The sequence below is a fragment of the Halohasta salina genome (genome assembly GCF_024178165.1).
Taxonomy (GTDB): Archaea; Halobacteriota; Halobacteria; order Halobacteriales; family Haloferacaceae; genus Halohasta; species Halohasta salina.
In genome coordinates this window covers 83,278-109,901 of record NZ_JAMZIE010000002.1, presented here as the reverse complement: position 1 = coordinate 109,901, position 26,624 = coordinate 83,278, and the positions used below count along the sequence as shown (strand labels likewise).

22 protein-coding genes are annotated in these 26,624 nt (G+C 65.1%); 10 read left to right on the top strand and 12 right to left on the bottom strand.

All coding sequences use genetic code 11. The annotated features are described in order from the left end of the window. The first annotated feature begins 83 nt into the window (after positions 1–83). The 3 genes from NKJ34_RS04510 (at position 84) to hemH (ending at position 2,972) form a co-directional block, all read left to right on the top strand. Positions 84–398 (top strand): ASCH domain-containing protein, encoded by a 315-nt coding sequence (locus NKJ34_RS04510; RefSeq protein ID WP_253737085.1) that lies wholly within the window; start codon positions 84–86, stop codon positions 396–398. 131 nt (positions 399–529) lie between these two features. Then, the gene (hemG, locus tag NKJ34_RS04505; protein WP_253737084.1) at positions 530–1,795 is read left to right on the top strand and encodes a protoporphyrinogen oxidase; all 1,266 of its coding nucleotides are present in this window, start codon (positions 530–532) and stop codon (positions 1,793–1,795) included. Positions 1,796–1,901: 106 nt separating this feature from the next. After that, the gene (gene hemH / locus NKJ34_RS04500; protein ID WP_253737083.1) at positions 1,902–2,972 is read left to right on the top strand and encodes a ferrochelatase; all 1,071 of its coding nucleotides are present in this window, start codon (positions 1,902–1,904) and stop codon (positions 2,970–2,972) included. A gap of 16 nt (positions 2,973–2,988) precedes the next feature. On the opposite strand, the gene hemE is transcribed toward hemH, so the two are convergent. After that, positions 2,989–3,996, bottom strand: coding sequence for a uroporphyrinogen decarboxylase (hemE, locus tag NKJ34_RS04495; protein WP_253737082.1), 1,008 nt, complete (start codon positions 3,994–3,996; stop codon positions 2,989–2,991). A gap of 47 nt (positions 3,997–4,043) precedes the next feature. After that, entirely contained in the window at positions 4,044–5,825 is a 1,782-nt protein-coding gene (locus tag NKJ34_RS04490; protein ID WP_253737081.1) for a site-2 protease family protein, read from the bottom strand. Between the two features lie 94 nt (positions 5,826–5,919). Here NKJ34_RS04490 and NKJ34_RS04485 point away from each other — a divergent pair, with 94 nt between their 5' ends. Further along, positions 5,920–6,144 (top strand): DUF8024 family protein, encoded by a 225-nt coding sequence (locus NKJ34_RS04485; RefSeq protein WP_253737080.1) that lies wholly within the window; start codon positions 5,920–5,922, stop codon positions 6,142–6,144. A 61-nt stretch (positions 6,145–6,205) separates the two neighbouring features. Here the strand turns inward: NKJ34_RS04485 and NKJ34_RS04480 are convergent, their stop codons facing one another. The 4 genes from NKJ34_RS04480 to NKJ34_RS04465 all read right to left on the bottom strand — a co-directional run bounded on the left by NKJ34_RS04480 (position 6,206) and on the right by NKJ34_RS04465 (position 10,162). Then, entirely contained in the window at positions 6,206–7,285 is a 1,080-nt protein-coding gene (locus NKJ34_RS04480; protein WP_253737079.1) for a LolA family protein, read from the bottom strand. Between the two features lie 68 nt (positions 7,286–7,353). After that, complete coding sequence (locus NKJ34_RS04475) at positions 7,354–8,277, bottom strand: LLM class oxidoreductase (RefSeq protein WP_253737078.1); 924 nt, start codon at positions 8,275–8,277, stop codon at positions 7,354–7,356. A 131-nt stretch (positions 8,278–8,408) separates the two neighbouring features. Beyond that, positions 8,409–9,392 carry a 5,10-methylenetetrahydromethanopterin reductase gene (locus NKJ34_RS04470; protein WP_253737077.1) on the bottom strand — a complete coding sequence of 328 codons (984 nt, stop codon included), beginning with the start codon at positions 9,390–9,392 and terminating at the stop codon, positions 8,409–8,411. Continuing rightward, positions 9,392–10,162: a coenzyme F420-0:L-glutamate ligase gene (locus NKJ34_RS04465; RefSeq protein ID WP_253737076.1), complete on the bottom strand. Its 771-nt coding sequence runs from the start codon at positions 10,160–10,162 to the stop codon at positions 9,392–9,394. The genes NKJ34_RS04470 and NKJ34_RS04465 overlap by 1 nt, the downstream gene beginning before the upstream one ends. 110 nt (positions 10,163–10,272) lie before the next feature. Here NKJ34_RS04465 and NKJ34_RS04460 point away from each other — a divergent pair, with 110 nt between their 5' ends. From NKJ34_RS04460 to NKJ34_RS04435, 6 genes are all read left to right on the top strand, one after another. After that, a complete protein-coding gene (locus tag NKJ34_RS04460; RefSeq protein ID WP_253737075.1) occupies positions 10,273–11,511 on the top strand; it encodes an eIF2B alpha/beta/delta subunit family protein in 1,239 nt (412 codons plus the stop codon). 95 nt (positions 11,512–11,606) lie between these two features. Beyond that, positions 11,607–12,536, top strand: coding sequence for a DUF2334 domain-containing protein (locus NKJ34_RS04455; RefSeq protein ID WP_253737074.1), 930 nt, complete (start codon positions 11,607–11,609; stop codon positions 12,534–12,536). 307 nt (positions 12,537–12,843) lie between these two features. After that, entirely contained in the window at positions 12,844–13,716 is an 873-nt protein-coding gene (locus NKJ34_RS04450; protein ID WP_253737073.1) for a hypothetical protein, read from the top strand. A gap of 189 nt (positions 13,717–13,905) precedes the next feature. Further along, entirely contained in the window at positions 13,906–14,844 is a 939-nt protein-coding gene (locus tag NKJ34_RS04445) for an NAD-dependent epimerase/dehydratase family protein (protein WP_256488586.1), read from the top strand. Between the two features lie 76 nt (positions 14,845–14,920). Beyond that, positions 14,921–15,940: a DUF1616 domain-containing protein gene (locus tag NKJ34_RS04440; RefSeq protein WP_253737072.1), complete on the top strand. Its 1,020-nt coding sequence runs from the start codon at positions 14,921–14,923 to the stop codon at positions 15,938–15,940. Further along, positions 15,901–17,130, top strand: a complete 1,230-nt coding sequence (locus NKJ34_RS04435) for a polysaccharide lyase domain-containing protein (protein ID WP_253737071.1) — start codon at positions 15,901–15,903, stop codon at positions 17,128–17,130. The genes NKJ34_RS04440 and NKJ34_RS04435 overlap by 40 nt, the downstream gene beginning before the upstream one ends. A gap of 20 nt (positions 17,131–17,150) precedes the next feature. Here the strand turns inward: NKJ34_RS04435 and NKJ34_RS04430 are convergent, their stop codons facing one another. From NKJ34_RS04430 to NKJ34_RS04405, 6 genes are all read right to left on the bottom strand, one after another. Beyond that, positions 17,151–18,269, bottom strand: coding sequence for a glycosyltransferase (locus NKJ34_RS04430; RefSeq protein WP_253737070.1), 1,119 nt, complete (start codon positions 18,267–18,269; stop codon positions 17,151–17,153). Positions 18,270–18,373: 104 nt separating this feature from the next. Beyond that, positions 18,374–19,504 carry a hypothetical protein gene (locus NKJ34_RS04425; RefSeq protein ID WP_253737069.1) on the bottom strand — a complete coding sequence of 377 codons (1,131 nt, stop codon included), beginning with the start codon at positions 19,502–19,504 and terminating at the stop codon, positions 18,374–18,376. Between the two features lie 136 nt (positions 19,505–19,640). Continuing rightward, positions 19,641–21,596 (bottom strand): hypothetical protein, encoded by a 1,956-nt coding sequence (locus NKJ34_RS04420; protein WP_253737068.1) that lies wholly within the window; start codon positions 21,594–21,596, stop codon positions 19,641–19,643. 318 nt (positions 21,597–21,914) lie between these two features. Beyond that, entirely contained in the window at positions 21,915–23,390 is a 1,476-nt protein-coding gene (locus NKJ34_RS04415; RefSeq protein WP_253737067.1) for a flippase, read from the bottom strand. Positions 23,391–23,499: 109 nt separating this feature from the next. Then, positions 23,500–24,693 (bottom strand): glycosyltransferase family 2 protein, encoded by a 1,194-nt coding sequence (locus NKJ34_RS04410; RefSeq protein ID WP_253737066.1) that lies wholly within the window; start codon positions 24,691–24,693, stop codon positions 23,500–23,502. A 1-nt stretch (position 24,694) separates the two neighbouring features. Next, the gene (locus tag NKJ34_RS04405) at positions 24,695–26,047 is read right to left on the bottom strand and encodes a nucleotide sugar dehydrogenase (protein ID WP_253737065.1); all 1,353 of its coding nucleotides are present in this window, start codon (positions 26,045–26,047) and stop codon (positions 24,695–24,697) included. Positions 26,048–26,624: the final 577 nt, after the last annotated feature.

The window sequence follows — 26,624 nt, the reverse complement described above, 5'->3', positions numbered from 1 at the left end:
CAGGTGGTTTGGGGTTTACGTGTCTTCCCAGCCAGTGGAAGCAGTCGACGGGAGTCTTTGGGTCCGAACGCCACAACAGGGATATGGCCGAGATCGATGCCGCCGACCTGCTGCCGTCCGAGGGGATCAGACAGGCCGTCCTCGCCGGCGAGGTAACACAGCTCCACCGCGGAAAACAGTATGCCGACGCCGGCGATACCTTCGAGATCGACGGCACGACCTTCGAGGTGACGACCGTCGAGACCGAACGGCTCGGCGAGCTGACCGATGCCGACGCACGCGCCGAGGGGTCGCCGAACCTTGCGGCCTACAAGGAGCGGATCGAACGGACCCACGACACCGAGTGGGACGACGACAGTGAGGTCGTGCTCCACGAGTTCGAGCCGGTCGACGGGTAGTCGCCGACCGGAGGCCGGTCGGCCGAGACACGGAACCGTTATTGATTACGCGGGGCAACTGACCACACAATGGATATCCGACGCGACAGCCGACTGACCACCGGTGCGGTCGACCCCCGGAGGGCCTGATCGTGCGGGTTGGCGTGGTTGGCGCGGGGATCTCCGGCCTGTCGACGGTCCACGAACTGGCCGCTCGGGAGGCCGAGGTCGTCGCCTTCGAGGCCCGCGAGGAACCCGGCGGCATCGTCCGCAGTTGGCGGATGAACGGCCATCTCGTCGAACTCGGCCCCCAGCGCCTCCGGCTGACGCCGGGGATCGAGTCGCTGGTCGACGAACTCGATCTCCGCGAGGAGCTCCGGTTCGGCGACGACGACCAGCCGCTGTACATCTACCACGACGGCCAACTCCGGGTCGTCCCGCTGTCGGTTCGGGAGGCGATCACGACCGACCTCATTAGCCCGCTCGGCAAGCTCCGGATCCTCGCCGAGCCGCTGACCGGCCCCGCCCGCGAGGGCGAGACAGTCGACGACTTTCTCGTCCGGCGGTTCGGTAAGCAGGCGGCTCGCCGGTATATGGGGCCCCTCTATAGCGGGCTGTACGGCACCGATCCCCGCGAGATGCTGATGGAGTACTCTCTTGGACGGGCCCTCGATTCGGCTGGTGTGGACCGGAGCCTGCTGGTGTGGGTGCTCCGTCGACTGATCGACGGCCGGGAGACGCCGCCGATCTGCACGTTCGAGGAGGGCCTCGGCACGCTGACGACCGCGCTCTACGAGGCCCACGCCGACGCGATTTCGCTCGACACACCCGTCACCGCAATCGAGCCGGCTGGCGAGGGGTACGACCTACAGACCGACACGGGCACCGAGCACGTCGACGAGGTCGTGGTGACGACGCCAGCAGCCACCAGCGCTGACCTCTTGGATCCGGTCGATTCGGACCTCGCCGCGACGCTGCGGCGGTTCAACTACAACCCGATCGCGATGGTGTTCCTCGAATCAGACTACGACCGCGAAGGAATCGGCGCGCTCGTCCCCTCGGGCGGCGAACTCCCGATCAGCGGCAGCACGTGGAACGCGAGTTTCTTGCACCGCGAGGGGCTATTTACCTGCTACGTCGACCCCAACAGCTACCCCGCGATGCCCGAGAGCACCGACGAGGAACTCGGGCAGGTGGCCGCCGAGGCCTTCGAGGAGCTATCGGGTGCGTCGGCGACCCCCATCGGCGTCCACCGCTGGGACCCCGGCATGCCGGCCTACGACGGCTCGTGGACCGCGATGGACGACCTCTCGACCCCCGACGGGATCCACTTCTGTACGAACTTCGTCGGCCGGGCGGGGATCCCCGGGCGGATCCGGAGCGCGAAGGGGATCGTCGGGTCGATTCTCGGCGACTGAATCGGGGAGAAATCGGCGGCGACCGGCCGGGAAAACCGACCGGCGAAACCGGGCGGTCGACGCGCTATGCGAAGTACATTTACCAGCGAAGAACCAACGAGAAAACATGGAAACAGCGATTGTCCTGCTGAATTTCGGCGAACCCGCAGTCCCGGAAAAAGAGGTCGTTCGTGAGTATCTGACTCGGATCTTTTACGACAACGCCTCACTGGAGGACGCCGAAAGCGAGGAGGCCGCCTGGGAGCGCTCCCGCGAACTCGCGGGGCGTCGACTCCCCGGGCTGATGGAGGAGTACAACGAGATCGGCGGCTCGCCGCTGCAGGAACAGGCTGGCAGGCAGGCCGATGCCCTCGTCGAGACGCTCGAAGCCCGCGGCCACGAGGTCGAGGTCTACCACGCCATGCAGTTCATGGAGCCGCTGATCACGAACCTGCCGGCAACGCTGGCGGCCGACGGCATCGAACGCGTCATTGCCGTCCCGATCTACCCCCTGTGTGGGCCGTCGACGACCGTCTCCTCAATTGACTCGCTGGAGGAGGCCATCGACGAGGAGTCGGACTACGATCCGGAGTTCACCGCGATCACCGGCTGGCATCGGGCCCCCGTCTACAACCGACTCCGCGCCGAAGGGATCCAGTCGTTCCTCGACGAGGAGGGCCTCGACCCCAACGATCCCGACACCACGTTCGTCTTCTCGGCTCACGGCACGCCGCGGAAGTATCTCGACGAAGGGAGTCGCTACGACCAGTACGTCGAGGAACACGCCGCCGCTGTCGCCGGGATGCTCGGCATCGAGTCCTACGAGATCGGCTACCAGAACCACACCAACCGCGGCATCGAGTGGACCGAACCCGAGACCGAAGACGTCGTCGTCGGCCTCGGCGACTCCGCCGAACGGGTCATCGTCGAGCCGATGAGCTTCATGCACGAGCAGTCGGAGACGCTGGTCGAACTCGACGTCGACCTCGCCGAGGACGCCGCCGAAGTCGGACTCGATCTCTACCGGGTGCCGGTGCCCCACGACGACCCACGGTTCCCCGACCTGCTTGCTGACGTCGCCGAGCCGTTCCTCTCGGGCTTCGCGCCATCCTACTACCAGCTTCGACAGTGCCAGTGTCGCAACAAAGAAGGGACCTTCTGTTTCAACGCCGAACTGCCGCCGCAGGCGGGCGACTGAACGGCCGCACTGCTTTTTAGTCGGCGTACTCGTGGGCGGCCTCGAAGAAGGCCGCGACGTTTTCGACCGGCGTATTGCGGTCGACGCCGTGACCGAGATTCAGAATGTGTCCGTGGTCACCCGCGGCGTCGATCACGTCTTTCGTTCGGGCTTTGACCTCGCTCGGCTCGCCGTACAGGAGTGCCGGATCGAGGTTGCCCTGAACGGGCGTCTCGCCGAGTTCGGCGCGGGCCGTCTCGACGTCGACCGTCCAGTCGAGGCCGACGACGTCGGCCCCGCTGTCGGCCAGTAGGTCGAGATTGCCGCCCATATTGCGGGCGAAGACGATGGTGGGGACGTCGACCGCTTCGAAGATCCGCTGATGCCGCGGCAGCACGAACTCCCGGTAGTCGGCCGGCGACAGTAGTCCGGCGTAGGTGTCGAACAGTTGGATCACGTCCGCACCCGCGTCCTCTTGATACTCGACGTACTCGATGAGAACGTCGGTAAAGGCATCCAGCAGCCGCTCGAAGGCCGCCGGCTGTTCGGCGCGGAGCCGGCGGAGCGACATGAACGTCCGGGAGGACTGGCCCTCACAGACGTACGCCGACAGTGTGAAGGGGCCGCCGGCGAAGCCGAGTACCGCCGTCGACGAGTCGACGGCAGCGGTCAGCCGCTCGATGAGCTCGCCGACGTACCACAGCTCCTCGCGGACGTCACCGTGGGGACGATCAGTGTCGGCCGCCGAGTCGACGGGGTTCTCGACGACCGGGCCGACGCCGGATTCGAGGTGGTAGTCGAAGCCTAACGGTTCGAGGACGGTCAGGATATCCGAATACATCACGACGCCGTCGGGCTGAAATCGCTCGTAGGGTTGCAGGGAGATCTCAGCGGCGATCTCGGGCGTCGAGATCGCCTCCAGAAAGGAGTACTCCTCGCGGATCTCGCGGTATTCGGGGAGATAGCGCCCGGCCTGTCGCATCATCCACACCGGCGGGCGGTCCAGCTGTGCCCCCTCGACCGCCTGCGCGAAACGAGTTGCCATACTAGACCGACGACGAGTAGTCGCCTAAGGCTTGTGGAGTCACCGTTTTAGTTCAACAGCTGCGGCCCGAAGATCATCAACACGAGGCTGACGAGCATCACCAGTCCGATGCTGGTGGTAATCGCCCGCGTGAAGGCGGGCTTCGAGCCGACGGGCAGCCGCGAGACGACCGACTCCGCGGCGGCCCGGAGGATCCGCCCCCCGTCGAGGGGGAACGCCGGAATGCAGTTGAACAGCGCGAGGTTGAAGTTGATCCAGCCGGTCCAAAACAGGACGTTCGCCAGCAGGAACACCCCGCCGTCACCGAGGGCGGCGAGCGGGCCGACCACTTCGTAGAAGCCGGCGTTGCTGCCGACAAAGCCGGCGAAGTTGTACGGTAGGTTGGGATCGATCACCGCGGCAAACGGGAGGATCAACAGCAGTGCAAGCGCGCCGGCCAGCCCGTCGCTGGCCGCGCCGGTGAGGATGCCGAGGAAGTTCTCGGCCGGGTAGGGGGTGACACCGAAGCTGTCGACGCCCATCCCGCTGAGGGGCTCGCTCCCGATGATGCCGATGTAAGCACCGTCGTCGTTGGGGTGGGTCCCGAGGTCGACGCTGTACTCGGTTGATGCCTCGCCGTCGGCGATGACTACAGGGACGGTCTCGCCCGGCTCGCGGTCGGTGAGCGCCGCCTCGACGTCGTCGAAGCCGACGATCCGCTCGCCGTCGATGCTGGTAATCACGACTCGTCCGTCGGTCGGCGCGCCGGCGTCGTCGAGCGGGCCGTCCTCGGCGACCGTCGTCAACACACCGAGCGGCCCTGTCGTCGTCCGCTCTTCGCCGGTCTCGCCGTCGCTGTAGGTCAGGGTCACGACCGAGGCGTTGCCCGCAGCATCGGCGATCGCCCGCTCACTGGCGACCGTGGTCCCGTCGACGGCGGTGACGGTGTCGTTGATCGCCAGCCCGCCGTCGCCGGCGAACGGCGAGTCCGCGGCCAGCGAGGTGATCAGCGCCGACCGCTCGACGACCGACTCGTTGCCGTTGGCCAGCGTGACGGTCAGCGTCTCGGCATCGCTGTCTGTCAGGGTTGACGACAGATCGCTGTCGGACTCGATCGGCTCGCCGTCGACGGCGACGATGCGGTCGCCGGTCTCGATCCCGGCGAAGTCGGCGGCACTGCCGGGGAAAACGCCGCCGACGCCAGCACCGGGGGCGACCGCGATCGCGCTGCCAACCGGGCCGAACAGCAGCGCGAAGACGACCGCAGTGACGATCAGGTTGTTGAGGACACCGGCCGCGAACATCCGGGTTCGGGCCCCGCGGGAGGCCGCGTTGGCGCTCTCCTCGTCCGGTTCGACGAACGCACCGATCGGCAGCAGCGCGAAGAGGACGACACCCATCGAGTCGATATCGATGTCCTCGACGCGGCACAGCAGCCCGTGGCCGCCCTCGTGAACGACCAGCCCGATCAGCAGGCCGATGACGATCTCGGGAGCGACCGACAGCGGGAGGAACTCGTTGACGCCGGGGATCACCAGCGCGTTCCGGGGGTTCTGGAGGACAGTCGAGGTCGGCGGCGACTGGAGGATCGAGACACTTTGGAGGATCAACAGCAGAAACGTGCCGACCATCGTGACGAGGGCGATCCCGACACCGACGTTGGCCAGCGCTCGCCAGCCGCGTTTCGGTCGTGCCAGACGGGTCAAAAACACCCGGCCACGACCGGTATGAACCGTCATCAGCGGCCCGGAGACGTTGATGTACTCGGGGATGAACCCGCGACGGTCGAGGGCAACGGCGGCCAGCGAGTAGCCCAACACGCCGACGAGAACCCAGAGGAGCGTACTCATTGCCCTGTGTAGGTCGGCCACACAGGAAAGCAGTTCGGGTCACGGTCGACCCGCGACACCAACACACAAATACCAGGGAGACAAATCGACGATCATGAACGCGTTCATCGACTTCATCGTTCGCCTCCTGTTCGACGCCGTCGCGATGCCGGGCATGCTCGCGGAAGTCGCGCTCCGTAGCCCCCTCTCGACGGTAATCGTCGCCACCGGCAGCCTCTTCATTCTCGGCGCGGTCGGCGTGTTCGGCTACAGTCTTCTGGGCGCCCTCGGCATCCCGTTGCCCAGCCTCGGCCGCGGCCCCGGCAAGCGGATTGAGTAACGCTCGGAGTGATCGAGCGGTTCCGCCGTGCGGAACACGGTATTGATACTGCTACCGTCTGTTATTCGTCGACCACGGCGGTCGCCGCCTCGACGATCACATCACGGTCGGCGTCGCCGCCGATCGTCTGCCGGAGGTCGTTGTGCTCCCACAGCACCGTCCTCGACTCGCCGTACTCGGTGAGATACCCCTCGGTGCCGTTGAGGTCGACCGTCTCGCCGTCCAGTTCGTAGTCGCTCTGGTTGCTGACCGTATAGCGGATCGTGCTGTCCGTCGACTCGTAAGTGAGCGTGTAGCTCACGTGGCCGTCCATAGCGATCGCGTTCCCGCGCTCGAACTGGTAGGCCTCGCCGAGGTCGGGATCACCGATAGCAAAGGGGGCGGCCTCTCTGACCGCCGCCGCCAAATCGAACTCGCGAGTGTCGGGGCCCTCGAACTCCTCGACGGTCGCATCCTCGGGGACGTCCAGAGTCACGTCCGCCGCGTTCACGTCGCCGTTGAACTCGACGCGCTCGAAGTAGGAGACGGTGGTCGTCGACTCGCCGTCAGGTGACTCGAACGTCGTTTCGGTGCGGAGCGGATACCAGAACTCCTGGTCGACGTAGGCCGTGACCGCCGAGGTCGGTTGGCCCTCGTCGCTGTCGATCCGGATCACGTGGACGTCCCGATCCGCAACCGTGTCCGTACCCTCGTAGGAGACGTTGCTGTCGTTGAGAATCCGTTCGATATGGTCGGCGTCCATCGCGTTGCCGGCGATTCCGCCGGCCATCTCGGAGTCGTGTTCGAACTCGGTGACGGTGTTTGCTTCGGGGTCGTACGTCCGCGTGACGCCGTCTTTGGTTATCGTGGCGAATCCTTCGGTTCCCATCTGTTCGCCGGTCGACTCGGTGATAACACGTTTCGACACCTCGCCGGGGACCTCGACCATCTCGGTCGTGGTACGGACCGTCTCGCCGTCCGTCTCTACCTCAGTTACCTGTACGCCTTCGACCGAATCGATGTTCTCGTGTCGGGTTTCGATCTCCGAGGCGATCTCTTCGGGGTCGGGGTCGCCGGTTGCGAGCCCCATACACCCCGCCGTCACGAGCAGCAGGACGGTGATACCGATACCGAGAACCGATCTGTTGGTTCGAGTTACCATCACCGACGACTTCCGGGCGACCGGGAATAAAGGCCGGAACCGAGTTTCAGACTCCGCATACGCTCTACTTACAGTTCGTCGACGATCTCGTCGGCGAACGTCGACATCGCTTGCTGCGGCCGGTCGGCTCGCAGGCCGACGATGACGTGATCGAGGCCGAGCGACTCCAGTTTCCGGAAGTAGTCCCGAAACCAGTCGACGCCGGCCCGGTAGCCGAGATGGAGGTGCTCGGGCGCTGCGGCGGGGTCGTCGGCCAGTTCGACCTGCACGGCGATCACGAACGGCTTGTCGCCCGCGAGGGCCCGCCAGTCGTCGAGATACGTCTGCAGTGTGTCCTCCGGTAAGTGATAAAACAGCCAGCCGTCGCCGTGATCGGCGATCCAGTCGATGGACTGCCGGGCGTAGCCCGTCGGAAGCAACGGGAGGGTGTCGGTCGTCGGCTTCGGCAGCACGTCGAGGTCGCCGTCCAACTGCCCCCACGAGCCGTCCAGGGTCGGGTACTCCTCGCTCCAGAGCGACCGCATCGCTTCGATACCCTCCCGGACCAGTTGCCCCCGCTTGTCGGGGTCGACGCCGAAGGCCGGATACTCGGGGTCGCGGTCCCCCGAGGCGACCCCGAGGACGAGCCGCCCACCGGAGAGGCGGTCGACGCTCGCGGCCGACTTGGCGACGTGGATCGGGTGGCGCAGCGAGAGGACGACGCTTGCGGTGCCGAGGGCGATCTCGTCGGTGTGGGCCGCCAGATGCGACAGCAGCGGCCACGTGTCGAACGCGCCGCCGGCGTCGCCGAACTTGGGCCAGTAGGTCGGCACGTCCCGCACCCACAGCCCGTCGAAGCCGACCGCTTCGGCGTGGATCGCCAGTCGGGTCTCCTCGTCGATGGCTGGTGTCGACTCCCGCTCGCCGGTCAGCGGAAACCCCAGCCCGAAGGAGAGCCCCGACGAATCGAACAGTCGTCGATACCCCGCGTTCGCACACCCGAGATCAGTCATCGACGACGGTTGTCGACGGAACCGTATGTGTACTCGGTTGCCCGTCGCGGCGCTGCTGGCGACGCACGCCGGTCCGAGAGGGGTATGTGAGAATACGGTGACTACGCCGGTCGTAGGCGGTGGCTACTTGGTTACTCGACGCGGTCGTAGGCCTCAGCCGCGAGGTCGACCGCGGTTTCGAGATCCGGTCCGAGCGGCGAGCCGACGACGATGCTGTCGGCGTGGTCGAGGACGGCGGCCATCCGGTCGGCGACCGCCTCGACGTCGCCGGCGATACAGAAGGCGTCGACCATTTCGGGTGTCACGAGGTCGAAGGCCGCGGAGAACTCGCCTGCGCTGATGTGGTCGCCGATCTCTCCGGCCAGTTCTTTGTCGACCCCGTGGCGGTCAAGCACCGGCGGGGCCGCGCCCGCAGTAATAAAGGCGACCGGCGGCCGGGCGGCCTCGCGGGCCGCCTCGGGGTCCTCATCGACGCTCACGCTGGCGTAGGCCGCGAGGTCGAACTCGCCGCGGGAGTCGGGGCGGTCGGCCAGTCCTTTTTCGACTTGATCGCGGGCCCACGCCAGATCGGCCTCGTGGGAACCGTTGAACAGGAGCCCGCCGGCGTGTTTGGCGGCCATCCGGCACATATGCGGCCCCTCGCCGCCGACATAGACCGGGATGTCCGCGCCGCTCGGCGGCTCGTAGTTGAGACCGGCGTCGGTCGCCTCGAAGGTGCCGTCGTTGTCGACGCGCTCGCCGGCCCAGAGTTTCTGGGCCGTTTTGAACGCCTCAAGCACCGGCCGGAGGCCACGGTCGTCGGCGTAGCCGAGGTTGGTAAGGGTCGAAGGGTCACCGGGGCCGATACCGAAGACGGCTCGGCCGCCGGTGGCCTCGTCGATGGTGGCGACCTTCGAGGCCAGCGTCACGGGGTGGATCTCGAAGGGGTTGGCGACGCCCGGTCCGACACGGAGCTCGTCGGTGGCCGCGCCGATGTGGTGGAGTGCGGCGAAGGCGTCGCGGTTGTTGTAGTGGCACGAAGAAAACAGCGTGTCGTAGCCCGCTTCCTCGGCTTGGACGCCAAGGTCGACCAGTCGTTCGATGGGGTGTTCGGGCGTGAGTTCGATGCCGAACATCAGGCTTTCCCTCCTTCTGGGCTGTGGGACCAGCCACGCAACGCCTGTCGGACGTAGTCGCCTTCGAGGTCGCGGAAGTGGTTCTGGCTCCCCGGTAGGTCGCCGAACTCAAAGCCGCGGACGACGACCACGGGGGTGCCGCCGTCGCCCTCGCCGGCGACGAGGTTGGCCGCCGCGGCCAGTTCGTCGATCACGTTCTGGACGGTGACACCCATCTCCCGTCCATCACGGTCGACCTGTCCGCGCCAGTCGCGGCTGGCGGGCATCCCGTCCCAGCCGATGGCGACCCCACGCTGGCCGTAGCGGAACGGTCGACCGCAGGTATCGGTGACGATGACCTGCTCGGCAGGGAGTTCGGACTGAATCCGAGCCGCGCTCTCGCTGGGGCGCTTCGGCAGAAGCAGGAGGTCGCCATCCGGTACGTTCGAGCGGTCGATGCCGGCGTTGACACCGACGTGGCCGAACCGCGTCTCGGTGAGCAAAAAGGGCGACTCCATGACGAGTTCGACGCTCTCTTCGAGCACTGCCTGCGCGAAGCGGGGGTCCTTCTCGCGGTCGTCGAGTTCCGAGAGGTTGGCGGCGATCTCACGGGCCCGCGGCCCGGCCGGGAACTCCTCGAGATCGGCGATCCGGCCTTCGGCCTTCGAGACGACTGTGCTGGCGACACAGACCACGTCGTCAGGTTGGAGGTCGACTCGCTCGCGGATCAGGGCGGCGAGATCGTCTCCCGGTTGGATCTCAGGAACGTCGTCGACGGCGAATAACTCCATAGAGTGGGTAGGTGGTGTCGGCTCAAAAAGGCCGCCGGTAGGGGCCGGTCGAACCGGTGTCGGCCGGCTGGTTTTATTCTCGTGGGGCGCCAACCGTTGGCTGACAACTCATGGTATCCGACGACACCAGGGGGCCGTCGACTGCCGTCGTCACAGCCTTCGTTCGAAACCGTGGTGCCGTGCTGTTGACCCGTCCGGCCGAGTCGGGCGGGCGCTGGGACGGCCTTTCGGCCCCCGCCGAGGGTTCGGCGGGCCACGCCGCCGAAGCCCGTCGACTGGTCCGTGAGACAACCGGGCTGTCGTCGCTCACGCTGGCGTACGCGGGCGAATCGCTCACCGTCGAGGCGGACGGCGGCGAGCGGACGATCTACCCGGTGTTGTTCGACACGCCGACCCGCGAGACCGGCGATGTAGCGGGTGCCGACGCCGCCGAGTGGGTACCGCCGACGGCGATGTTGGATCGGGAGACGGTACCGGGGCTCTGGAGTGCCTACGAGCGGGTCGCCCCCTCGCCGACGACGATCGCCGCCGACACGATCCACGGCTCGGCGGCGCTGTCGATCCGGGCGCTGGGCGTGCTCCGGGATCGGGCAGCGGTCGCCGACGACTGGGCGGCGCTGATCGATCCGGCGCTCGAACTGCAGGACGCCCGGCCGAGCATGGCCGTCCTCGAAAACCGGATCAACCGGGTGATGAACACCGCCGAGCGTTCACCCGAGGCGGTCCACGACCGAGCGATCGACGAGATCGAGGCCGCCGTCGACGCCGATGCTGGCGCGGCCGCGACCGCCGCCGATCGGCTCGAAGGGCCGATCGCCACGTTGTCGTGGTCGGGGACGGTCCGGGACGCGCTGGTCGACCTCAGCGCGCCGGTGACCGTCGCCGAGTCCCGACCCGACCGGGAGGGCGTCGACCTCGCCGAATCGCTGGCCAGCGAAGGCCTCGATGTGACGCTGACGACCGACGCGGCGCTCCCTGCAGTACTGTCGAATCGGGAGTTCGGGGCCGTGTTGGTCGGCGCCGACACGATCCTCCCGAACGGCGACATCGTCAACAAGGTCGGCACGCGTGCCCTCGCGGTGGCCGCCGACCGCGCCGACGTTCCAGTGTATGTCGTTGCCGCCCGCGACAAGGTCGCTACCGACGACACCTTCCACAGCGAGTCGGGACCGGCGGTCACGGTCTACGACGGCGAGGCCGACATCGCGGTCCGAAACCCCGTTTTCGATCTCACTCCCGGCGAACTCGTGACGGGCGTGCTGACCGAAGACGGCCTGCTCGACGGGCGCGGGATCTCGGTTGTCGCCGCCCAACACCGGTCGGACGCCGAATGGGTAGACGACCGCTGAGCCGTCTCGGTCGACCCACAGAAACGAAGTAAGTAGGTGGCTACTGTTCGGGTAGTGGCTGGTTAAATTTCGGTTATCGACCGATACGACGGACGATGACACGAGCACTCGGTCGACGGAGACTCCTTGCGACACTGTGCGGTACGGCGGTTGCGGGAGCCGGCTGTCTCGGCAGTCGCGACGACGGACCGGTGAGGGGGTCGACGTCTTCGGAGTCCCTGGCCGTCGACGGGACGGAGTACGACTCGATCGTGGTGTTCAGAAACGACGACCCGGCCCCGTGGACGGATCTCGAAACGCTTCGAGCCGTCACCGACGTCTTCGTGCGCACCGAAACCCCGGTGACCTACTCGGTCGTGGTTTCCGACGACAACGCCGACGAACGGCTCGACGCGGACCACGCAGTTGCGGCGTATCTGGACGACCTCCGGGCCGACCACGGCGACTTGGTCGACCTCGCGGTCCACGGTTACACCCACACCAAGGAGACGGAGTTCCTCGGCCGCAGCGAGTTCGGCGGGCTCAACGCGGCCGCCCAGCGGGACCGGATCACTGCCGCAACCGACCTGTTCGACGACCACGGCTGGGACACGGACGTGTTCGTCCCGCCGTACAACACCTACGACGAGACGACTGCTGACGTGCTGGCCGACGAGGGGTTCAGCCTCGTCTCCGGGAACTGGTACACGCTCGAAGACCAGTTCGACGTGGAGGGATACCAGCTCGACGGCGACCTCACACATCTGCCGATGAACCTCTCGATGGAGGACTGGGATACCGAGTCGGTACGGGACATCGAGACGCTGAAACGAGGAATCGACCGGAACAACGAGGCCTCGGGGCTGAACGTGATCATGCTGCACTACTACTTTTATGCGGATCAGCAGCAGCGGGAGACCCTCGAAGAACTGGTGGAGTACGCCACGGCGGGCGACACCAAGGCCCTCACACTCGGCGAAGTCGCCGACAAGTTGGATGCCGGCGCGATCGCCCCGACCGAAGACGGCTGGATCGTCGACGAGTAGAACGCGCGCCAGAATGCCGGTTCGACGGCGAACGTATCGGATACAGCATACATACGGACACATCATTAGCTATACATACCAGATAAATAGTAACACGGCAGCTTACCGGGATATACTATCCGTATACAACTGGTAATTACTGTGTACCTACTTATACCGTAATAACTGGTATGAGAGGAATTAAAAACACATTTTTCGTGATTATAGTGCTGTATAAATACTCTCAAAAGACCTCATATATAACCTAAAGTAGCATAAATAAAACACTGTTCCGAAACCTTATATATTCCACTTCGAACCACTACCCGTGAATCCCACCGGGCACCACAGCGAACAGTCGACGCATAGCCAAACGGACACGACAGATGGAGACACTGCCGGCAGCGGATCGGCCACGACGATCGGCCGCCGAGGATATCTCTCGTTGGCGGCCGCCGGGGCTGCTGGGGCTGCCGCACCGGTTATCGGCGGCGGGTCGGTCGCCGCACAGACGGAACCGGGGTACGGAACCGGCCAGTACGGCGCTGGCGGCTTCGGCTTCCCCGGTGCTGGCTCCGATTCGGATGGCGACGAAACGGTCGACGAGCCGACGCTGGCCGTCACGACTGACGGGGCCGATGCGACCTCCCCGTCGTCGGTGACGGTCACGGGGACCGTTGCAGAGCTCTCCGAGCCAGCGACCGTGTTTTTCGAGTACCGACAAGCCGACGCCGACGGCTGGTCGACGACCGCGACCGAGCAGTTGACGGAGGGCGGCTCCTTCGACCGGACGGTCTCGGGGCTCTCGCCGTCGACGACCTACGAGTACCGGGCGGTCGCCGAAGCCGACGAGACCGCTACCGGGGATGTCGCAACCGTCACCACACCCGCGGCCGCCGAGACGACCCCCGAGATCGACCGGCTCGCAGTCGAGGACGTGCCGGCGTCGGACGGACAGGCCGACCTGCTGGTCGACTGGGGCGTCTCGGACGCCGATAGTGACCTCCAGTCGGTGATCATCCTCGTCACGGACTACCGGCAGACGATCCAGTGGGAACTCGTCTACACCGACGGCGCGACGGCGAGCGGCATCGAGCCGTTCCGGGTCGACGTCGGCGACGACCGATACTACGAAGTGACGGTGAGCGCCACCGACACCGCCGGCAACCAGACGGTGCGCCGCGAAACCGTCCTCGATTAGCCCCACGGCTCCGACGGCGGCAGCCACTGCAGCCCCGAAAACCATCCGAGCGGCCGTCTGCCGGACCGTGATCGCTAGCTAACCGGTCGCTAATGTCAAATTAGCTGACATCTAACTAATTCGTTTCTGTCAAAATCGGTGGTAGAGGGATGGTCTTCCGGTCGGTATCCGGGTTCCATCTCGAAACACATGATTACAGATAGAGACATACTAGTCACTGGCGGTGCGGGGTTCGTCGGCTCGAACCTCGCCAATCGGTTGGCCGAACGGAACGATGTGACCGTCGTCGACAACGGCTATCTCGGGACGCCGACGAATCTCGACGACGAAGTGATGTTCCTCGAACGGAGCGTCGTCGACGAGTCACTCCCGACGGACGTTGACGTCGTCTTCCACTTGGCGGCCCTCTCGTCGTACGCGATGCACGAGGACGATCCGACCACGGGCGCACGGGTCAACGTCGAGGGGTTCGTCAACACCGCCGAACAGGCCCGAGCCGACGGCTGTGAGACGGTCGTCTACGCGTCGACGTCGTCGATCTACGGCAGCCAGACACACCCGTCGCCGGAAGATATGGAGATTTCGATTAACACAGGGTACGAAGCTTCGAAGATGGCCCGAGAGGCCTACGCGGAGTACTTCGGGAACCACTACGACATGTCGATGGCGGGGATGCGCCTGTTTTCGGTCTATCAAGGGTACGGCGGTTCGGAGGCACACAAAGGGGAATACGCCAACGTGATCGCACAGTTCGCCGACGATATCGCCGGCGGAGAGTCGCCGGTTCTCTACGGCGACGGCAGCCAGACGCGGGATTTCACCCACGTCTCCGACATCGTTCGTGGGCTCGAAGCGGCCGCCGAACACGAGCTGTCGGGGATCTACAACCTCGGCACGGGTGAGAGCCACGATTTCAACACCGTCGTGGCGACGCTCAACGAGATCCTCGGCACCGACGTCGACCCCGAGTACGTCGCAAACCCGATCCCCGAATCGGTGTACGTCCACGACACCTGTGCCGATTACGCGAAGATGCATGCGGCGACCGGCTGGGAGCCGCAGGTCTCCTTCGAAGAGGGGCTCCGGATGGTCTGCGAGCAGTACCCCACGACCCCCGAGATGGAGTGACGGCGAGTGTAAGGCACTCCATACTGGTCAGTAGTCGGTGACATACTTTTAGCCAGTCGACCGAACCCGCGGCTACATGGACGCCCGCCCATCCGATAGACGACCCGGACGGTATCACTGGTCGACCGACCTCGCGGTCGCAGTCGTGATCGTGATCGCGCTCAACCTCGCCGTCTTCGCGCCGGGACTCCGCGAGACCCCCCTTCGGATTCCATTGGGACTCGCCGTCGCCTTCGTCGTCCCCGGCTACGCTCTCCTTGCGGCACTCTATCCCGAGCGGTCCCGAACCGACGAGCCGACCGAGAACGTGTCGACGGACGACGATACGCCGCTGTCTGCGATCACCCCGACCGAGCGATACCTTTTGGCGATCGCCACCAGTATCGTCCTCGTACCGTTGGTCGGGTTCGTCCTCGATCGCACGTCGGTCGGCGTCCGCCTGGCCCCGTTCGTGCTGTCGGTCAGCGCCGTGACGGTCGCGCTAATCGGCCTCGCCGCGATACGCCGGCGACGCCGCCCCGCCGACGTCCGGTTCCGACTGCAGCCACCCGGCTGGCTGACCGAACTCCGCTCGAAGTGGCTCGCCTACGACGGATATCAGAGCCTCACTCTCACCGTCCTGCTTGTGCTGTCGGTCGTGTGTTTCGCCGCCAGCGTCGGCTATGCGGCGACGGATCCGTCAGCGGCCGACGGCTACTCCGAACTCATGCTCGTCGACGACGGCGAGCGAATCGTCGGCGACGGGGCCGCCGAACGGCTCGCGTCGTCGACGAGTCCGACCGTCGGTGTCAGCGTCAGTAACCACGAGGGACGGGACCTAACCTACACGGTCGTCGTCGTTGCCGAAGAGGTGTCGGGCGACAGTAGTGATCGAACCGTCGACGAACGAACCGAGATTGACCGTTTCGAGATGGCCGTCGACGACGGCGAAACGCGGGTCCGAGAGTACGCGTTCACGCCGACGGCCGATGACCGAAACCGTATCGTCTGGTTCCTGTACACCGGCGATCCGCCGGCCGAACCCTCGCCGGAGACCGCGAGCTACGACGTACACCTGTGGACGACGAGTCCGCCCGGCGGGTCGACGCCACGATGACCGGGATCGATCGGTCGCGTCGACGGCTGCTTGCCTCCGGAGTCGCAGCCGGGCTGTCGGCGGTACTGGCGGGGTGTAGTTCCCGGACCGAAGAGGTGGGTGTCGTCAGAGGCCGCACCCTGACCGCGGCCGGCGAGCACACGCCCGATGAGACCTTCGAGACGATTCAGGCGGCCGTCGACGCGGCGACCGCAGGCGACACCGTGACCGTTCCCGCCGGCACCTACCGCGAGAAGATCACGACGGCCCGAAGCGGGACCGCCGACGAGCCGATCACGATCGTCGGCCCGGAGTCGGCAGTTCTCCGCGGCGCACGCGGTGCCTACGGGATCGTCCGCATCAATCACAGTCACATCCACCTGCGTGGACTCACTATCGAAGGGCTCCTCGATCCCGACCACCCCGACCGGCTCGCGTCCTATGTGACGGGACAACTCGTCCAGACGCGTCCGCCGCTGTCGACCGACGACTACCTCCGGGATATCGTGGTCGCCCCCCACGCCATCGGCTACAGCCGGCGGAGCCTCGTCGGACTCGAACGGACCGTCGGCGCCGAGCTCGGCCCGACTCGGATATCCGGTCTCGCGGGCGGCAACTACCAACTCGGCGGCGAGGAGAGCCGCAACGGCGAGCTGTTCTACATCGGGACCTCCCACAGCAATCTCGGTGCCGACTGGCATCCGTGGACCGAACTCGACGAGACGCGGGACGTCAGGATCCACCATATCGACAACAGCGAGGGCCATCCCCACGCCATGGCCGTCGACCTGAAGGAGGGCACCCGGAACGTCACCGTCGAGTACCTGACCGACCGCAACGCCGGCCACGTCGGAACCGACGAGACGCCGGGAGCAATCAGCTTCAAGAGTCAGGATAGCACCGCTCGGTGGTGCGATATCGCCGACAGCCCGATCGGCGTCGAGTTCGCTCCCGCCACCGACGAGCAGCCGGTGGCCGGCAACGACATCTACGGCTGCCGGATCGGCGATATCGAGCGTGAGTCCGTCATCATTCGATCGGATACGCCGATCGTCGACGACCAAGGGATCGTCTGTGGCAACCAGGTCGAGGGGTTCGACGGCCCCCAACCGGCGGCCTGTCCCAGCGAGATTCCGACCAGCGAGACAGTCGGCCACGCGACCGCGGAGACCACCGGCGAGCGGGGATCGCTCGTTGACCGACTGCTGTAGCGTGTGCCGACGACTGGCGGTTAGGAGGAGCCGCCGTCGAGCAGCCGATCGTAGAGATCGACGTGTTTCGCGACGCTGTCGTCGGTAACCTCCCTCTTTTCGACCTCGGCGAACAGGGCGGTCCGGAGCAACTGCTCGAACTCGGTGCGGTCGGCCGCCACGAGGTCGACCTGTTCGGCCAACCCCCCGACGTCGTAGCCGACCGACACCGTCCCGAAGTGGTTGGCAAGCCCCGCGACTCCGCTTTGGGCGTCGAAATGCTCGTACGGGAGCGCGACCACGTCGGCCGCGGCGAAGAAGGCCTCCAGTTGATCTTCGGGAATGAATCCCTGATACCGGTGGACCCGATCGTCGAGGCCGCGAGCGTCGATCAGCTCTTGATAGTCCGTCCAGTCGTCCCAGCATTTGCCGGCGACGATGAGGTCGACCGCTCGGTCCTCGTTGAGGGAGTCGGTCATCCGGATCAGCGATTCGAGCCCCTTGTACTCCCTGATGTTGCCGAAAAAGAGGATCGTGTTCAGCGACGTATCGAGTCCGAGCCGTTCGAGCCCATCAGCATTGGTGAGCCCCTCGGGTTCGGGGCCGATCGTCGGATGGGCGATTACGTGGATGTCGTCGGGGTCGACGCCTTTCGTCCGGCTGAACTGGGATTTGTTTGCCTCGCTGTGGACAACGTACTCGTCGGCGAAGCGATACACCAGATCGTTGAGAAACCGGGTGAGGGCGTTTTGTTCGTGTGGCTCGACGTTGTGAACCGTGACGAGCACCGTCTTCCCCCGGAGTTTGCCGAGCGTGAAGATCGAGACGTAGGGGATGGCAAGCGGGTAGGACCACCACTGGGCGTGGATCAGCTCGACGTCGCTGTCGAGGCCGACCGAGATCCAACTGAGCGGGTTGTACCACGAGAGTTCCCGCTCGATGTTGTCGGCTTCGACCGGCTCTTCGTCGGTTTTCGGCTCGCCGCCGGGGTACAGCGAGGCAGGATACAGATCGGTCCACCCCGTGAACTTGAAGGACTCCAACTGTTGGTCGATCCCCTGAAAGATCTCCTTGCAGTAGGCAGGGATCCCCTTCCACGGCGGGAGCGTCCCGATCATCTGGACGGTCGGTTCGGGCTCGGTTCGTTTCTGAGACGCCATGGTTTCGTACCGTCCCCGAGACCGGACGCGACCATTGTTGTACGCCGCCTACTGCCGCGGTCGACCCGTTGACGAACCGGGTAGTCGACGGCTACCCCGACCGATTAGGGCATCCCGCCGCGTTTGATCTTGAGGTCGTCGAACTGGACGTAGATGTCGTCGCCGGCTCTGTTGCCGCCGCCGTGGTAGAAGTCCCACCACGTCCACTGGATGTCGTTGCCGCCGGATTTCCGCCAGCGCAGGTCCTGCCGGTCGTATTCGAGGTCCCCGTCGACCCAGCAGCGCAACACCCCGTCGTTGGTGTTCGGCTCGCCGATGTCGAGATACTGCTCGATTTTGTACCACCGACCCTCTTCGAGCAGCGCGATGAAGTTGTGCTCGCCGTAGGAACCGCCGGCATCCATGTGGTAGATATACCAGTCGAGCGGAATATCCGAGCCGCTGTGGTCCCACGGGTCGTCCCACCCCATGCGAGCCGACCAGCCGGTGCCGCGTGCCGGACTCCCGCCAGCGCCCTCGCTGGTGCCGTCCCGTCCGGCGAAGCCTGGAAGCTTCCCGTCGTCGTTGAGACCGTCGTAAAACCCCGGCTCGAACCGCAGATAAAACGAGTGATAACACTCACTCAGCCCGGAGCCGGTTCGCTTCCGGTGGTTGTGGACGGTATAGACGCCGCGGTTCTCCCCGCTGGGAACCCGCATCTGAAGCTGGTTGCCGTCCCGCCCGCTGACGCTTCGGATCGACGCGTTCGAGTCGACGCCGTAGTCCCACTCCTCGCCGAACGTCTCGATCCAACTGGAGTCGTCGAACGGCTCGACGACGTCGTAGCTCACGGTGTCGTCGGCTGGCTCCTCGTCGGTTGACTCGTCGGTCCCGCCCGGAAGCGATCGGACACCGTCGGGGGTGCCGACCCGAACCTCGCCGAGATCACGTCGGAACCACATCTCGCCGGCGGTCGGCGCGTCGGGATCCGACTCCGTCACCGGCAGTCGGAACGATTCCTCGACCGACAGCGACGCTTGGGGCACTGTCGACCACTGGTCGCCGTCCCCCAGGAACACCGCCCCCGTGTCGACGGCGAAGAACTTCGCGCCGTCTTTCGGCTGGTAGGAGTCGCGGGCGTCCTCGCGGTCCCTGATCTCGACATCGGTGTCCAACTGCTCGAAGTTGGCGTTCAACGGGAGATGCCAATCGGTCCGTCCTTCGTCAGGTGTATTGTAGTCGTGATTATTCGCCACAACTGTCGTTTTTACCAGATTGTAATAAGTTCATATTTAAATATATGTGCGGAAAACAAATCCGATACTACAAAATTATTCATAGATACCGACCGCATAACGCCGGGTTCATCATCGGCGGCCACGGCCCGGCTAGCTACCGGGCGGCGTACCCCGACACCTCGCTCGAATCGTAGACCTTGTTCCGGTCCGGCAGCTCGTTCCAGAGCCCGGCGGTCGACGGCACGGAGTCGCGATTGTTCGAGTACGGCGGCTCGTCGACCGGCTCGCTGGTTGGGTAGACGCTCAGGGGACGCCGTTCGAGTTCGCCCGTCCGGAGGACGAACACCGACTCCGCGGGGAAATGGAGCCGGTCGTCGGTGAGGTCGGCCTGAATGATCCCGCAGCCGCTGTTGCCGGGGTAGTCGAGATACCGGCAGGTGACGTAATCACCGGTGACCGCCCCCTCGGAGCGTTCACCGAGTGTCGTCAGGCTCGTGGTCTCGGCCTCCGAGAGGTGGAACGAGTAGGCGTCTTCCCGTTCGGCCAGCGGGTTGTCGGAGGCGACGAAATCGTTCGAGACGGCCAAGAAGGCTGCCGAGAACACGAGTAGCAGGACGACCGCCGTTCTGGCTCGTTGACCGCCGATCGGGCAGTTGGTTCTGACTACTGAAACGATCCCGACGCCGACGGCGATCGAAATAAATGGGAAGGTGTACTGGCCGAACCGGAACATCATATCCGGCGTGATATCTGAGACGGCACCGACCAACAGCGCAGGTCCCGGCACGGAGACGGTCGCCAACGCCAGCGCCGCAAGGAGCAACGCTTTCCCGCGCTGTGAGAGGTCGAGCGCCGTGTGGCCCTGTGTCACCGCCACGAGCACGAAGAAGATGATCAGCCCGAAGACGAGATAGTTAATCAACTCCTGATAGGGTGCACCGACGAACTGGCTCGCCAGCGTCGCGCCGTCGCTGCCGGCCGAAAACGTGGTCTCGCCGCTGACGAGGTCGACGAGCCGGCTGACGATCTCTGAGCCGCTAATCAGCCAGTAGCCAGCCTGTATGGCTGGGATAGCGAGGAGTTGCCACGGTTCGACGACCGTCGGGAACGCGGCCGACTGATCGACGGTAGCCGCAACGACCCGTTCGGCGACGAACCAGCAGCCGACGACGACGAAAACGAACGGGAGACTGACGGTGTGGTAGACGGCGATCCCACCCAACAGCCCGAGGTAGAGGGCTGCCGCTCGGCGTCCCTCGACGAGGAGCACGAGGAGACAGAACACCGTGAGAAACGAGGTGACGCTCCGGGGGATGGAGTACATCCCATAGAGGATCACAAAGGGGTTGAAGCACACCCCGAGTGCCGCCACGAGCGCGGTCCGCTTGGGAAACAGAAACCGGCGTGTGAGCGCGTAGATCACGATCGGGACGAGCCCGTACAGCAGGCCAGTGGTTAGATACGAGAGCGTAAGCGGGTCGACGTCGAACAACATCGCCTGAAAACCGACCAAGAGGTGCCACAGCGGAAACGGTTGGTAGGCCTCGAAGGCGGCAGTGATGGCGTTGGTCGACAGGAGCTCGGTGATAAACGCGTGGTGTGGGAAGACGTCCGTCCGGCCGAAGAAGTAGTCGTACTTCAGTGTCACCGACCAGATCAGCCCCAATAACAGCAGACTCGTCTGCAGGAGGATCACCGCAACGTGGGACCGTTCAAGACTGGAGCGGAGGATCTGAAACAGGATGAGCCCGGCCGCAAACGCGATGAGGCCGTAGTAGGCAAACGGTCGAACCTCGGCGGTCGCCGCCAGAAGGACGGCGGTGGCGTGCACGACAAAGTAGATAGCGACGAACAACTTCATGCCGAGCCACGACAGCGGGTGGGCCATCGGCTGGTCGATCGCGAGGGAGCCGTTGGTCACGAAGTAGGTCGCCGAGGCGACGAGAATCGGCACCGTCGCATACAGCGAGACGATCGCGAACGTGTCGAGCCCGACCAACAACGGGAGGGCGGTCCCGCAGAGCGCGGCCGTAACGGCGAGATAGGGCACGAGCCGCGTGAGCTGCCGGTAGGGCGGCAGCAGTCGGTGCGCTGTCGACAGCGCAGTCATGGCGAATCGAAACCTCGCGTACCACCTAAATCGGTTGCCGCGGTCGATCGAACCAGCCGGCCGATGGGGACGGTCAGTTCCGGTTGCATACGTCACCACCGGAGACGGATCACCTTGGTTATGAAGCGGATACTACAGTACACACAGGTCGAGTGGTCGACGCCAAGTTCAGTAAACAGTGACTACCGTCCGAAACGCACCGGTACAGGGAGGTTTCGCCGCAGACGGGGCGGGAGGTTCGATTCCAACAGTACTCCCGGAGGGGGTCGTAGTGACCGGCTACCGGAGTCGTCGACCGCCCCAATCGCTTCGGTCGCCTCAGTTCTGCTCCGAGAGGCCGATGTTGCCAAGCGATGCCGGCGAGACGAATCCCGTCATCACTGCGAGCAGCCCCCAGACCACGACGCCGGAGAGGATCGTCGCGCCGATGGTGAGCGGACCACTCACATATCGGGTCAGGAAAACGACGACCGCCGACATGACGGCCGTGATCCCGAGGATGCGGGCGGTCTGTGTCAGGAGGTGTCGGGTCCGGAGCCCGATCTCGCTTTTGACGACGAACAGACAGAGACCGGCGTAGATCGCTTGCATGCAGACCGTCGCGACCGCCGCACCGACCGCGCCGAACGACCGGATCAACAGGACGCTGAGAACGACGTTCCCGCCCGAGGTGGCGATTTTGAACACCGCGCGGGTGTTCGCACGCCCGAGATAGTCCAAGATGTCCTCGGTGAGTTCCGTGATCGACATGAGGATGATCGCCGCACAGAAGACCTGAAGGATCGGGACCGCGTCCTGGTAGGCCGCACCGAAGACCGCCGTCACGACCGGCTCGGCGAGGATCGCCAGCCCGGCGACGGCCGGGACGTAGACCAACAGGACATAGGTCAACACCGTCTCGTAGGTCCGTCGGGCGTGACGCGTGCTCTTCGAGACGGTCGACTCGTCGAACTGCGGCCCGAGAGAGAACCCGATCGAGCCGGCCATCCCGCTACAGAAGGTGACGACCTGCTTACCGATGGCGTAGTAGCCGACGACCGCCGACTCGAGGAGGTAGCCGACGAGGATCAGGTCGATCTCGCGGTCGAGTACCCATGCCCCGCGGGTGACCGCCAGCGGCAGGCTGTACCGCAGGAGCCGGCGTTCGAGCCCGTCCTCGATCGGGTCGGTGTCGGCCGCCGACGGGAGCCGCCTGTACAGCAGCCACACCCCGAGGATCGCCGCGATCGCAAATCCCAGAATGAACCCGACCAGTGCGCCGAACAGCTCGTAGCCCAAACTGACCAACAGGAGCACGCCGACGATCCGGCCGATCCCTTCGCTCGCATACACCGTTGCGCTGGCACCGATCGCCTGAAACCCCTGTAGTACGACGCGGGTGTAGTTGTACAGCGTCGCGGCAACGATGTAACAGCCGCCGACAACCAACAGGGGTTCGAGCGCCGGGTTCCCGAGTGCCGCGGCGATGGGCCCCGCCCCCGCCACGGCAACGCCGGTGACGACGGCGATCGTGACGAGGTTGTACCGCAGCGATCGGACCACGACGTGTCTGATCTGGCCGTCGTCGACGCCGGTGTAGCTGGAGACGTATCTGGCGGCGGATTTCGCCAGTCCCAGACTACTGAACAGCCGAAAGACGGTCAACACCGAGATCGCCAGAAACAGCGTCCCGTAGGCCGACGGCTCCAGCCGCCGTGAGAGAAAGACGATCACTGCGGCCGACGACAGGTAGTAGACGAGTCGGGCGCTGGCCTCCGAGGTGACGTCCCGCGAGAGGTTCGAGAGCGAAATCATCGATCGGGTTGTGCGAGCGGTTACGCGTCCGGCCTATCGGCCCGGTGACGGTCGACCCACGCTCCGGCAGTACGGATCGACCGACCTGCCAACTCGGCGGTCGGGCCGATCATCGGTCTTCCCACCTGAGAACGCCCGGCGGTGTGGCGGCGTCGACTACGATCCCGGCGAGGAACGCGAGGACACCGACCAGCGACCCCCAGCCGTCGACGCCGTCGTCGCCCCGAATAGCCGCGAGAAGACTGGTACCGACAGTGAACGTGCCAGCCAGATAACAGGCCGCGGTGGTTCGGGCGGCGATCCCTCGCTTGGAAACGAGCCGCAGGACGAACGTTCTGAGCAGCAACAGCGACACCTTCCGGATATAGGGGCCGTACTCGATGCTGCTTTCTTCTTTATCGTAGATCGTCTCCATCGGCACGTCGACGATCCGAACCCCGTTGGCGTTGAACCGGCCCATCAGCTGGTTCATGTAGCCGTAGTATGTCCAGAGCGTCCCGATATTGGCCTCGACGAGGGTTTCCCGTGTCGTGGCGGTGAACCCGTTTTGTGGATCCCGCAACCCCCAGTAGCCGCTGGCGATCCGAGTCAGCCCGGTCAACAAGAGGTTGCCGGTCAGCCGGAACGGCGGCATGTTCCGCAGGACCTCCGTGTCGTGGAACCGGTTGCCCTTGGCGTAGTCGGCCTCGTCGTCGACGAGTGGATCGAGCAGCTCCGAAAGCGTCTCGCAGTTCATCTGTCCGTCTGCGTCGACGGTGGCGACGATGTCGACGCCGTCGTCGATCGCTGCGAGATAGCCGGTCTTGATCGCGCCGCCGGCCCCGCGATTTTTGGCATGGCGGAGACAGATCACCTCGCCGATCGTCTCAGCGGCCGAAAGCCGACCGACCACCTGTTCGGCGTGCTGGCCGCCGAGTTGCTCCGACTCGGAGTCGACGGCTTCCTTCGAGGCGGAGCCGTTCGAGACGGGGCCAGTCGTGGCGGGGTCGTCCGCCGACACTGACGGGGCGGTTACCACTCCTGCCCCGCCGCCGGCCTCGGCCGCCGCCTCCGGGAGCTGTTCGGCCGCGACTGTCCCGCCGTGGCCGTCGGTCGTCATCGGCTCGGCGGGTTCGTCGACGCCGGCAGTTCCGGCTCGGCGCGCTGCGGCCTCCCGGATCGCCGCCCACGTCCGGTCGATCGAGGCGTCGTCGACGACGTAGAGTCGATCGGTGTAGTCGGGCATCTCGTCGATGACGTCCTCGACGAGCCCGGCTTCGTTGTACGCCGGCACGACGACGCCGACCGAGTGACCCTCGTACATCTCAGGGCCTCCGGTAGCTGAAGCCAGCGGCGGCCACGTCGTCCCGGTCGAAGGCGTTGCCGACGTCGACGAAGACCGGCTCGTCGGCCATCGACTCGGCGGTAGACTCCAGATCGAGCGAACGGAGTTCGTCGTGGGGTGTGAGGACGGCGACGCCGTCACACCCCTCGAAGTCGGCGGTCGGCTGGATCTCGAAGTCGAAGGCGTCGGCGGCGACCTCGGGGTCGGCGAGCGGATCGTGGCCGACGACCTCGATGCCCTCGGCTTGGAGTTCGTCCGCGACGCCGAGTGCCGGTGAGTTCCGCAGGTCGCTCACGTTGGGTTTGTACGCAAGCCCGAGCAGGAGGAGCCGCGGGGGCGACAGCTGACCGCTGCCGTCGCCGCGCACAAGCCCCTCTTCGGCCGGTGGCACGTGTTTGCCCGCCGATTCGAGGGCGTCAACGGTGATCGTGGCGACGTGGGATCGCATCCGTTCGTTGACCCGCCGGGAGCTGTTGAGCACCGCCGGCTCGAAGCCGGCTTCTTCGAAGCTGTGCCGGAGGTAGTGGGGGTCGACCGGGATACAGTGGCCGCCGACGATCCCGGGCCGGTAGTCGTGGAAACTCCACTTCGTGCCCGCGGCTTCGAGGACCGCGTATGGATCGAGGTCGAAATCCAGCTGGTGGGCCCCCATCGTGAACTCGTTGACGAGGGCGATGTTGATGTCTCGCTGGGTGTTTTCGAGACATTTGGCTGCTTCGGCGACCTCGATCGTCTCCGTCGGATGAACCTCTCCCGCAATCGCGTCTACGAAGAGGGCCTGCAGTCGATCGCGGGTCAACTCGTCTTCGGCGCTCACGAGCTTCGTGATCTCAGCCGCTGGCTTGCCGGCGGAACCGGGGACGATCCGCTCGGGGGAGTAGCCGACGCTGAACGACGGGCTGCCCTGTCGGGCCGCGCCGCGTTCAAGCGCCGGGCGGAGTTCCTCGCGTGTCGTCCCGGGGTAGAGCGTCGACTCGTAGACGACGATCGCGTCCTCCCCGAGATGTTCGCCGACCGTCTCGCTGGCGGCTTTGAGCGTCGAGAGATCGGGCTCGGAGTGTTCGTCGAGCGGCGAGGGAACGGCGACGAACACGAACTCGCAGTCGCCGATCGACGCCGGCGTGTTCGTGAACTCGACCGGCCGGTCAGCGAAGGTTCCGTCGGGGAACTCGCCGGTCGGATCTCGGCCCGCCTGCAGCGCAGCGATCTTCTGCCGGTCGATGTCGTAGCCGACAGTCGGGTACCCCGCGGCCGTAAACAGCTCCGCAAGATTGAGCCCGACGTAGCCGAGCCCGACGATCCCACACCGGACAGTTGCGGCCTCTTCACTCATCGGTTCGGCCTCCGTGAGACTGCCGTCGCTGTTACAGTTGCGTCGACGATCCGGGTATCCGTGTACATGACCTAACGGGAAATCACATGTCGGTACTACATTGTTAGATTGTAGATACTATCCAACCACAAACCAGCTAAAAAGCCACTGAATTTGATAACTCTGTATAAAAGATAGTATGATTCGATTAACAGCCGATCCGACCGGTGGGGATAGTCCGTCTCGCACAGGTGAACGAGAGAGTGGTTCAGACGGAAACAAATAGTTGACCAAACGGCATTGACGTCAGAGTATGCAGTAACTAACACGCATAAATGGTCAATAAACAGTAACTAACAAAATACGTTCTTTGAAATGGAGTGGTATGAGAACGAAACAACAGCCGACGAACGAGCGAGGCGATCGGAAAGAACCTCCGAGGTCGGGAGACCACCTCGGTAGCACGTCAGTGTGGGAGCTCGCTGCCGGAGGCGGTCGACGATCGGATTCCGGTCGCGTTGAATCCCGTTCGGATTGGTGTCGGAGCTGCTCCCCACCGAGTATGTACGAGGCTACTTCTGTAGATGGTTAGTAATTT

What these genes read in the sequence shown, in the direction of transcription:
- NKJ34_RS04510 (WP_253737085.1), top strand. Translation starts at nt 84, where the DNA reads ATGGCCGAGATCGATGCCGCCGACCTGCTGCCGTCCGAGGGGATCAGA.
- hemH (WP_253737083.1), top strand. Translation starts at nt 1,902, where the DNA reads ATGGAAACAGCGATTGTCCTGCTGAATTTCGGCGAACCCGCAGTCCCG.
- hemE (WP_253737082.1), bottom strand. Translation starts at nt 3,996, where the DNA reads ATGGCAACTCGTTTCGCGCAGGCGGTCGAGGGGGCACAGCTGGACCGC.
- NKJ34_RS04490 (WP_253737081.1), bottom strand. Translation starts at nt 5,825, where the DNA reads ATGAGTACGCTCCTCTGGGTTCTCGTCGGCGTGTTGGGCTACTCGCTG.
- NKJ34_RS04485 (WP_253737080.1), top strand. Translation starts at nt 5,920, where the DNA reads ATGAACGCGTTCATCGACTTCATCGTTCGCCTCCTGTTCGACGCCGTC.
- NKJ34_RS04480 (WP_253737079.1), bottom strand. Translation starts at nt 7,285, where the DNA reads ATGGTAACTCGAACCAACAGATCGGTTCTCGGTATCGGTATCACCGTC.
- NKJ34_RS04475 (WP_253737078.1), bottom strand. Translation starts at nt 8,277, where the DNA reads ATGACTGATCTCGGGTGTGCGAACGCGGGGTATCGACGACTGTTCGAT.
- NKJ34_RS04470 (WP_253737077.1), bottom strand. Translation starts at nt 9,392, where the DNA reads ATGTTCGGCATCGAACTCACGCCCGAACACCCCATCGAACGACTGGTC.
- NKJ34_RS04465 (WP_253737076.1), bottom strand. Translation starts at nt 10,162, where the DNA reads ATGGAGTTATTCGCCGTCGACGACGTTCCTGAGATCCAACCGGGAGAC.
- NKJ34_RS04460 (WP_253737075.1), top strand. Translation starts at nt 10,273, where the DNA reads ATGGTATCCGACGACACCAGGGGGCCGTCGACTGCCGTCGTCACAGCC.
- NKJ34_RS04455 (WP_253737074.1), top strand. Translation starts at nt 11,607, where the DNA reads ATGACACGAGCACTCGGTCGACGGAGACTCCTTGCGACACTGTGCGGT.
- NKJ34_RS04445 (WP_256488586.1), top strand. Translation starts at nt 13,906, where the DNA reads ATGATTACAGATAGAGACATACTAGTCACTGGCGGTGCGGGGTTCGTC.
- NKJ34_RS04440 (WP_253737072.1), top strand. Translation starts at nt 14,921, where the DNA reads ATGGACGCCCGCCCATCCGATAGACGACCCGGACGGTATCACTGGTCG.
- NKJ34_RS04430 (WP_253737070.1), bottom strand. Translation starts at nt 18,269, where the DNA reads ATGGCGTCTCAGAAACGAACCGAGCCCGAACCGACCGTCCAGATGATC.
- NKJ34_RS04420 (WP_253737068.1), bottom strand. Translation starts at nt 21,596, where the DNA reads ATGACTGCGCTGTCGACAGCGCACCGACTGCTGCCGCCCTACCGGCAG.
- NKJ34_RS04415 (WP_253737067.1), bottom strand. Translation starts at nt 23,390, where the DNA reads ATGATTTCGCTCTCGAACCTCTCGCGGGACGTCACCTCGGAGGCCAGC.
- NKJ34_RS04410 (WP_253737066.1), bottom strand. Translation starts at nt 24,693, where the DNA reads ATGTACGAGGGTCACTCGGTCGGCGTCGTCGTGCCGGCGTACAACGAA.
- NKJ34_RS04405 (WP_253737065.1), bottom strand. Translation starts at nt 26,047, where the DNA reads ATGAGTGAAGAGGCCGCAACTGTCCGGTGTGGGATCGTCGGGCTCGGC.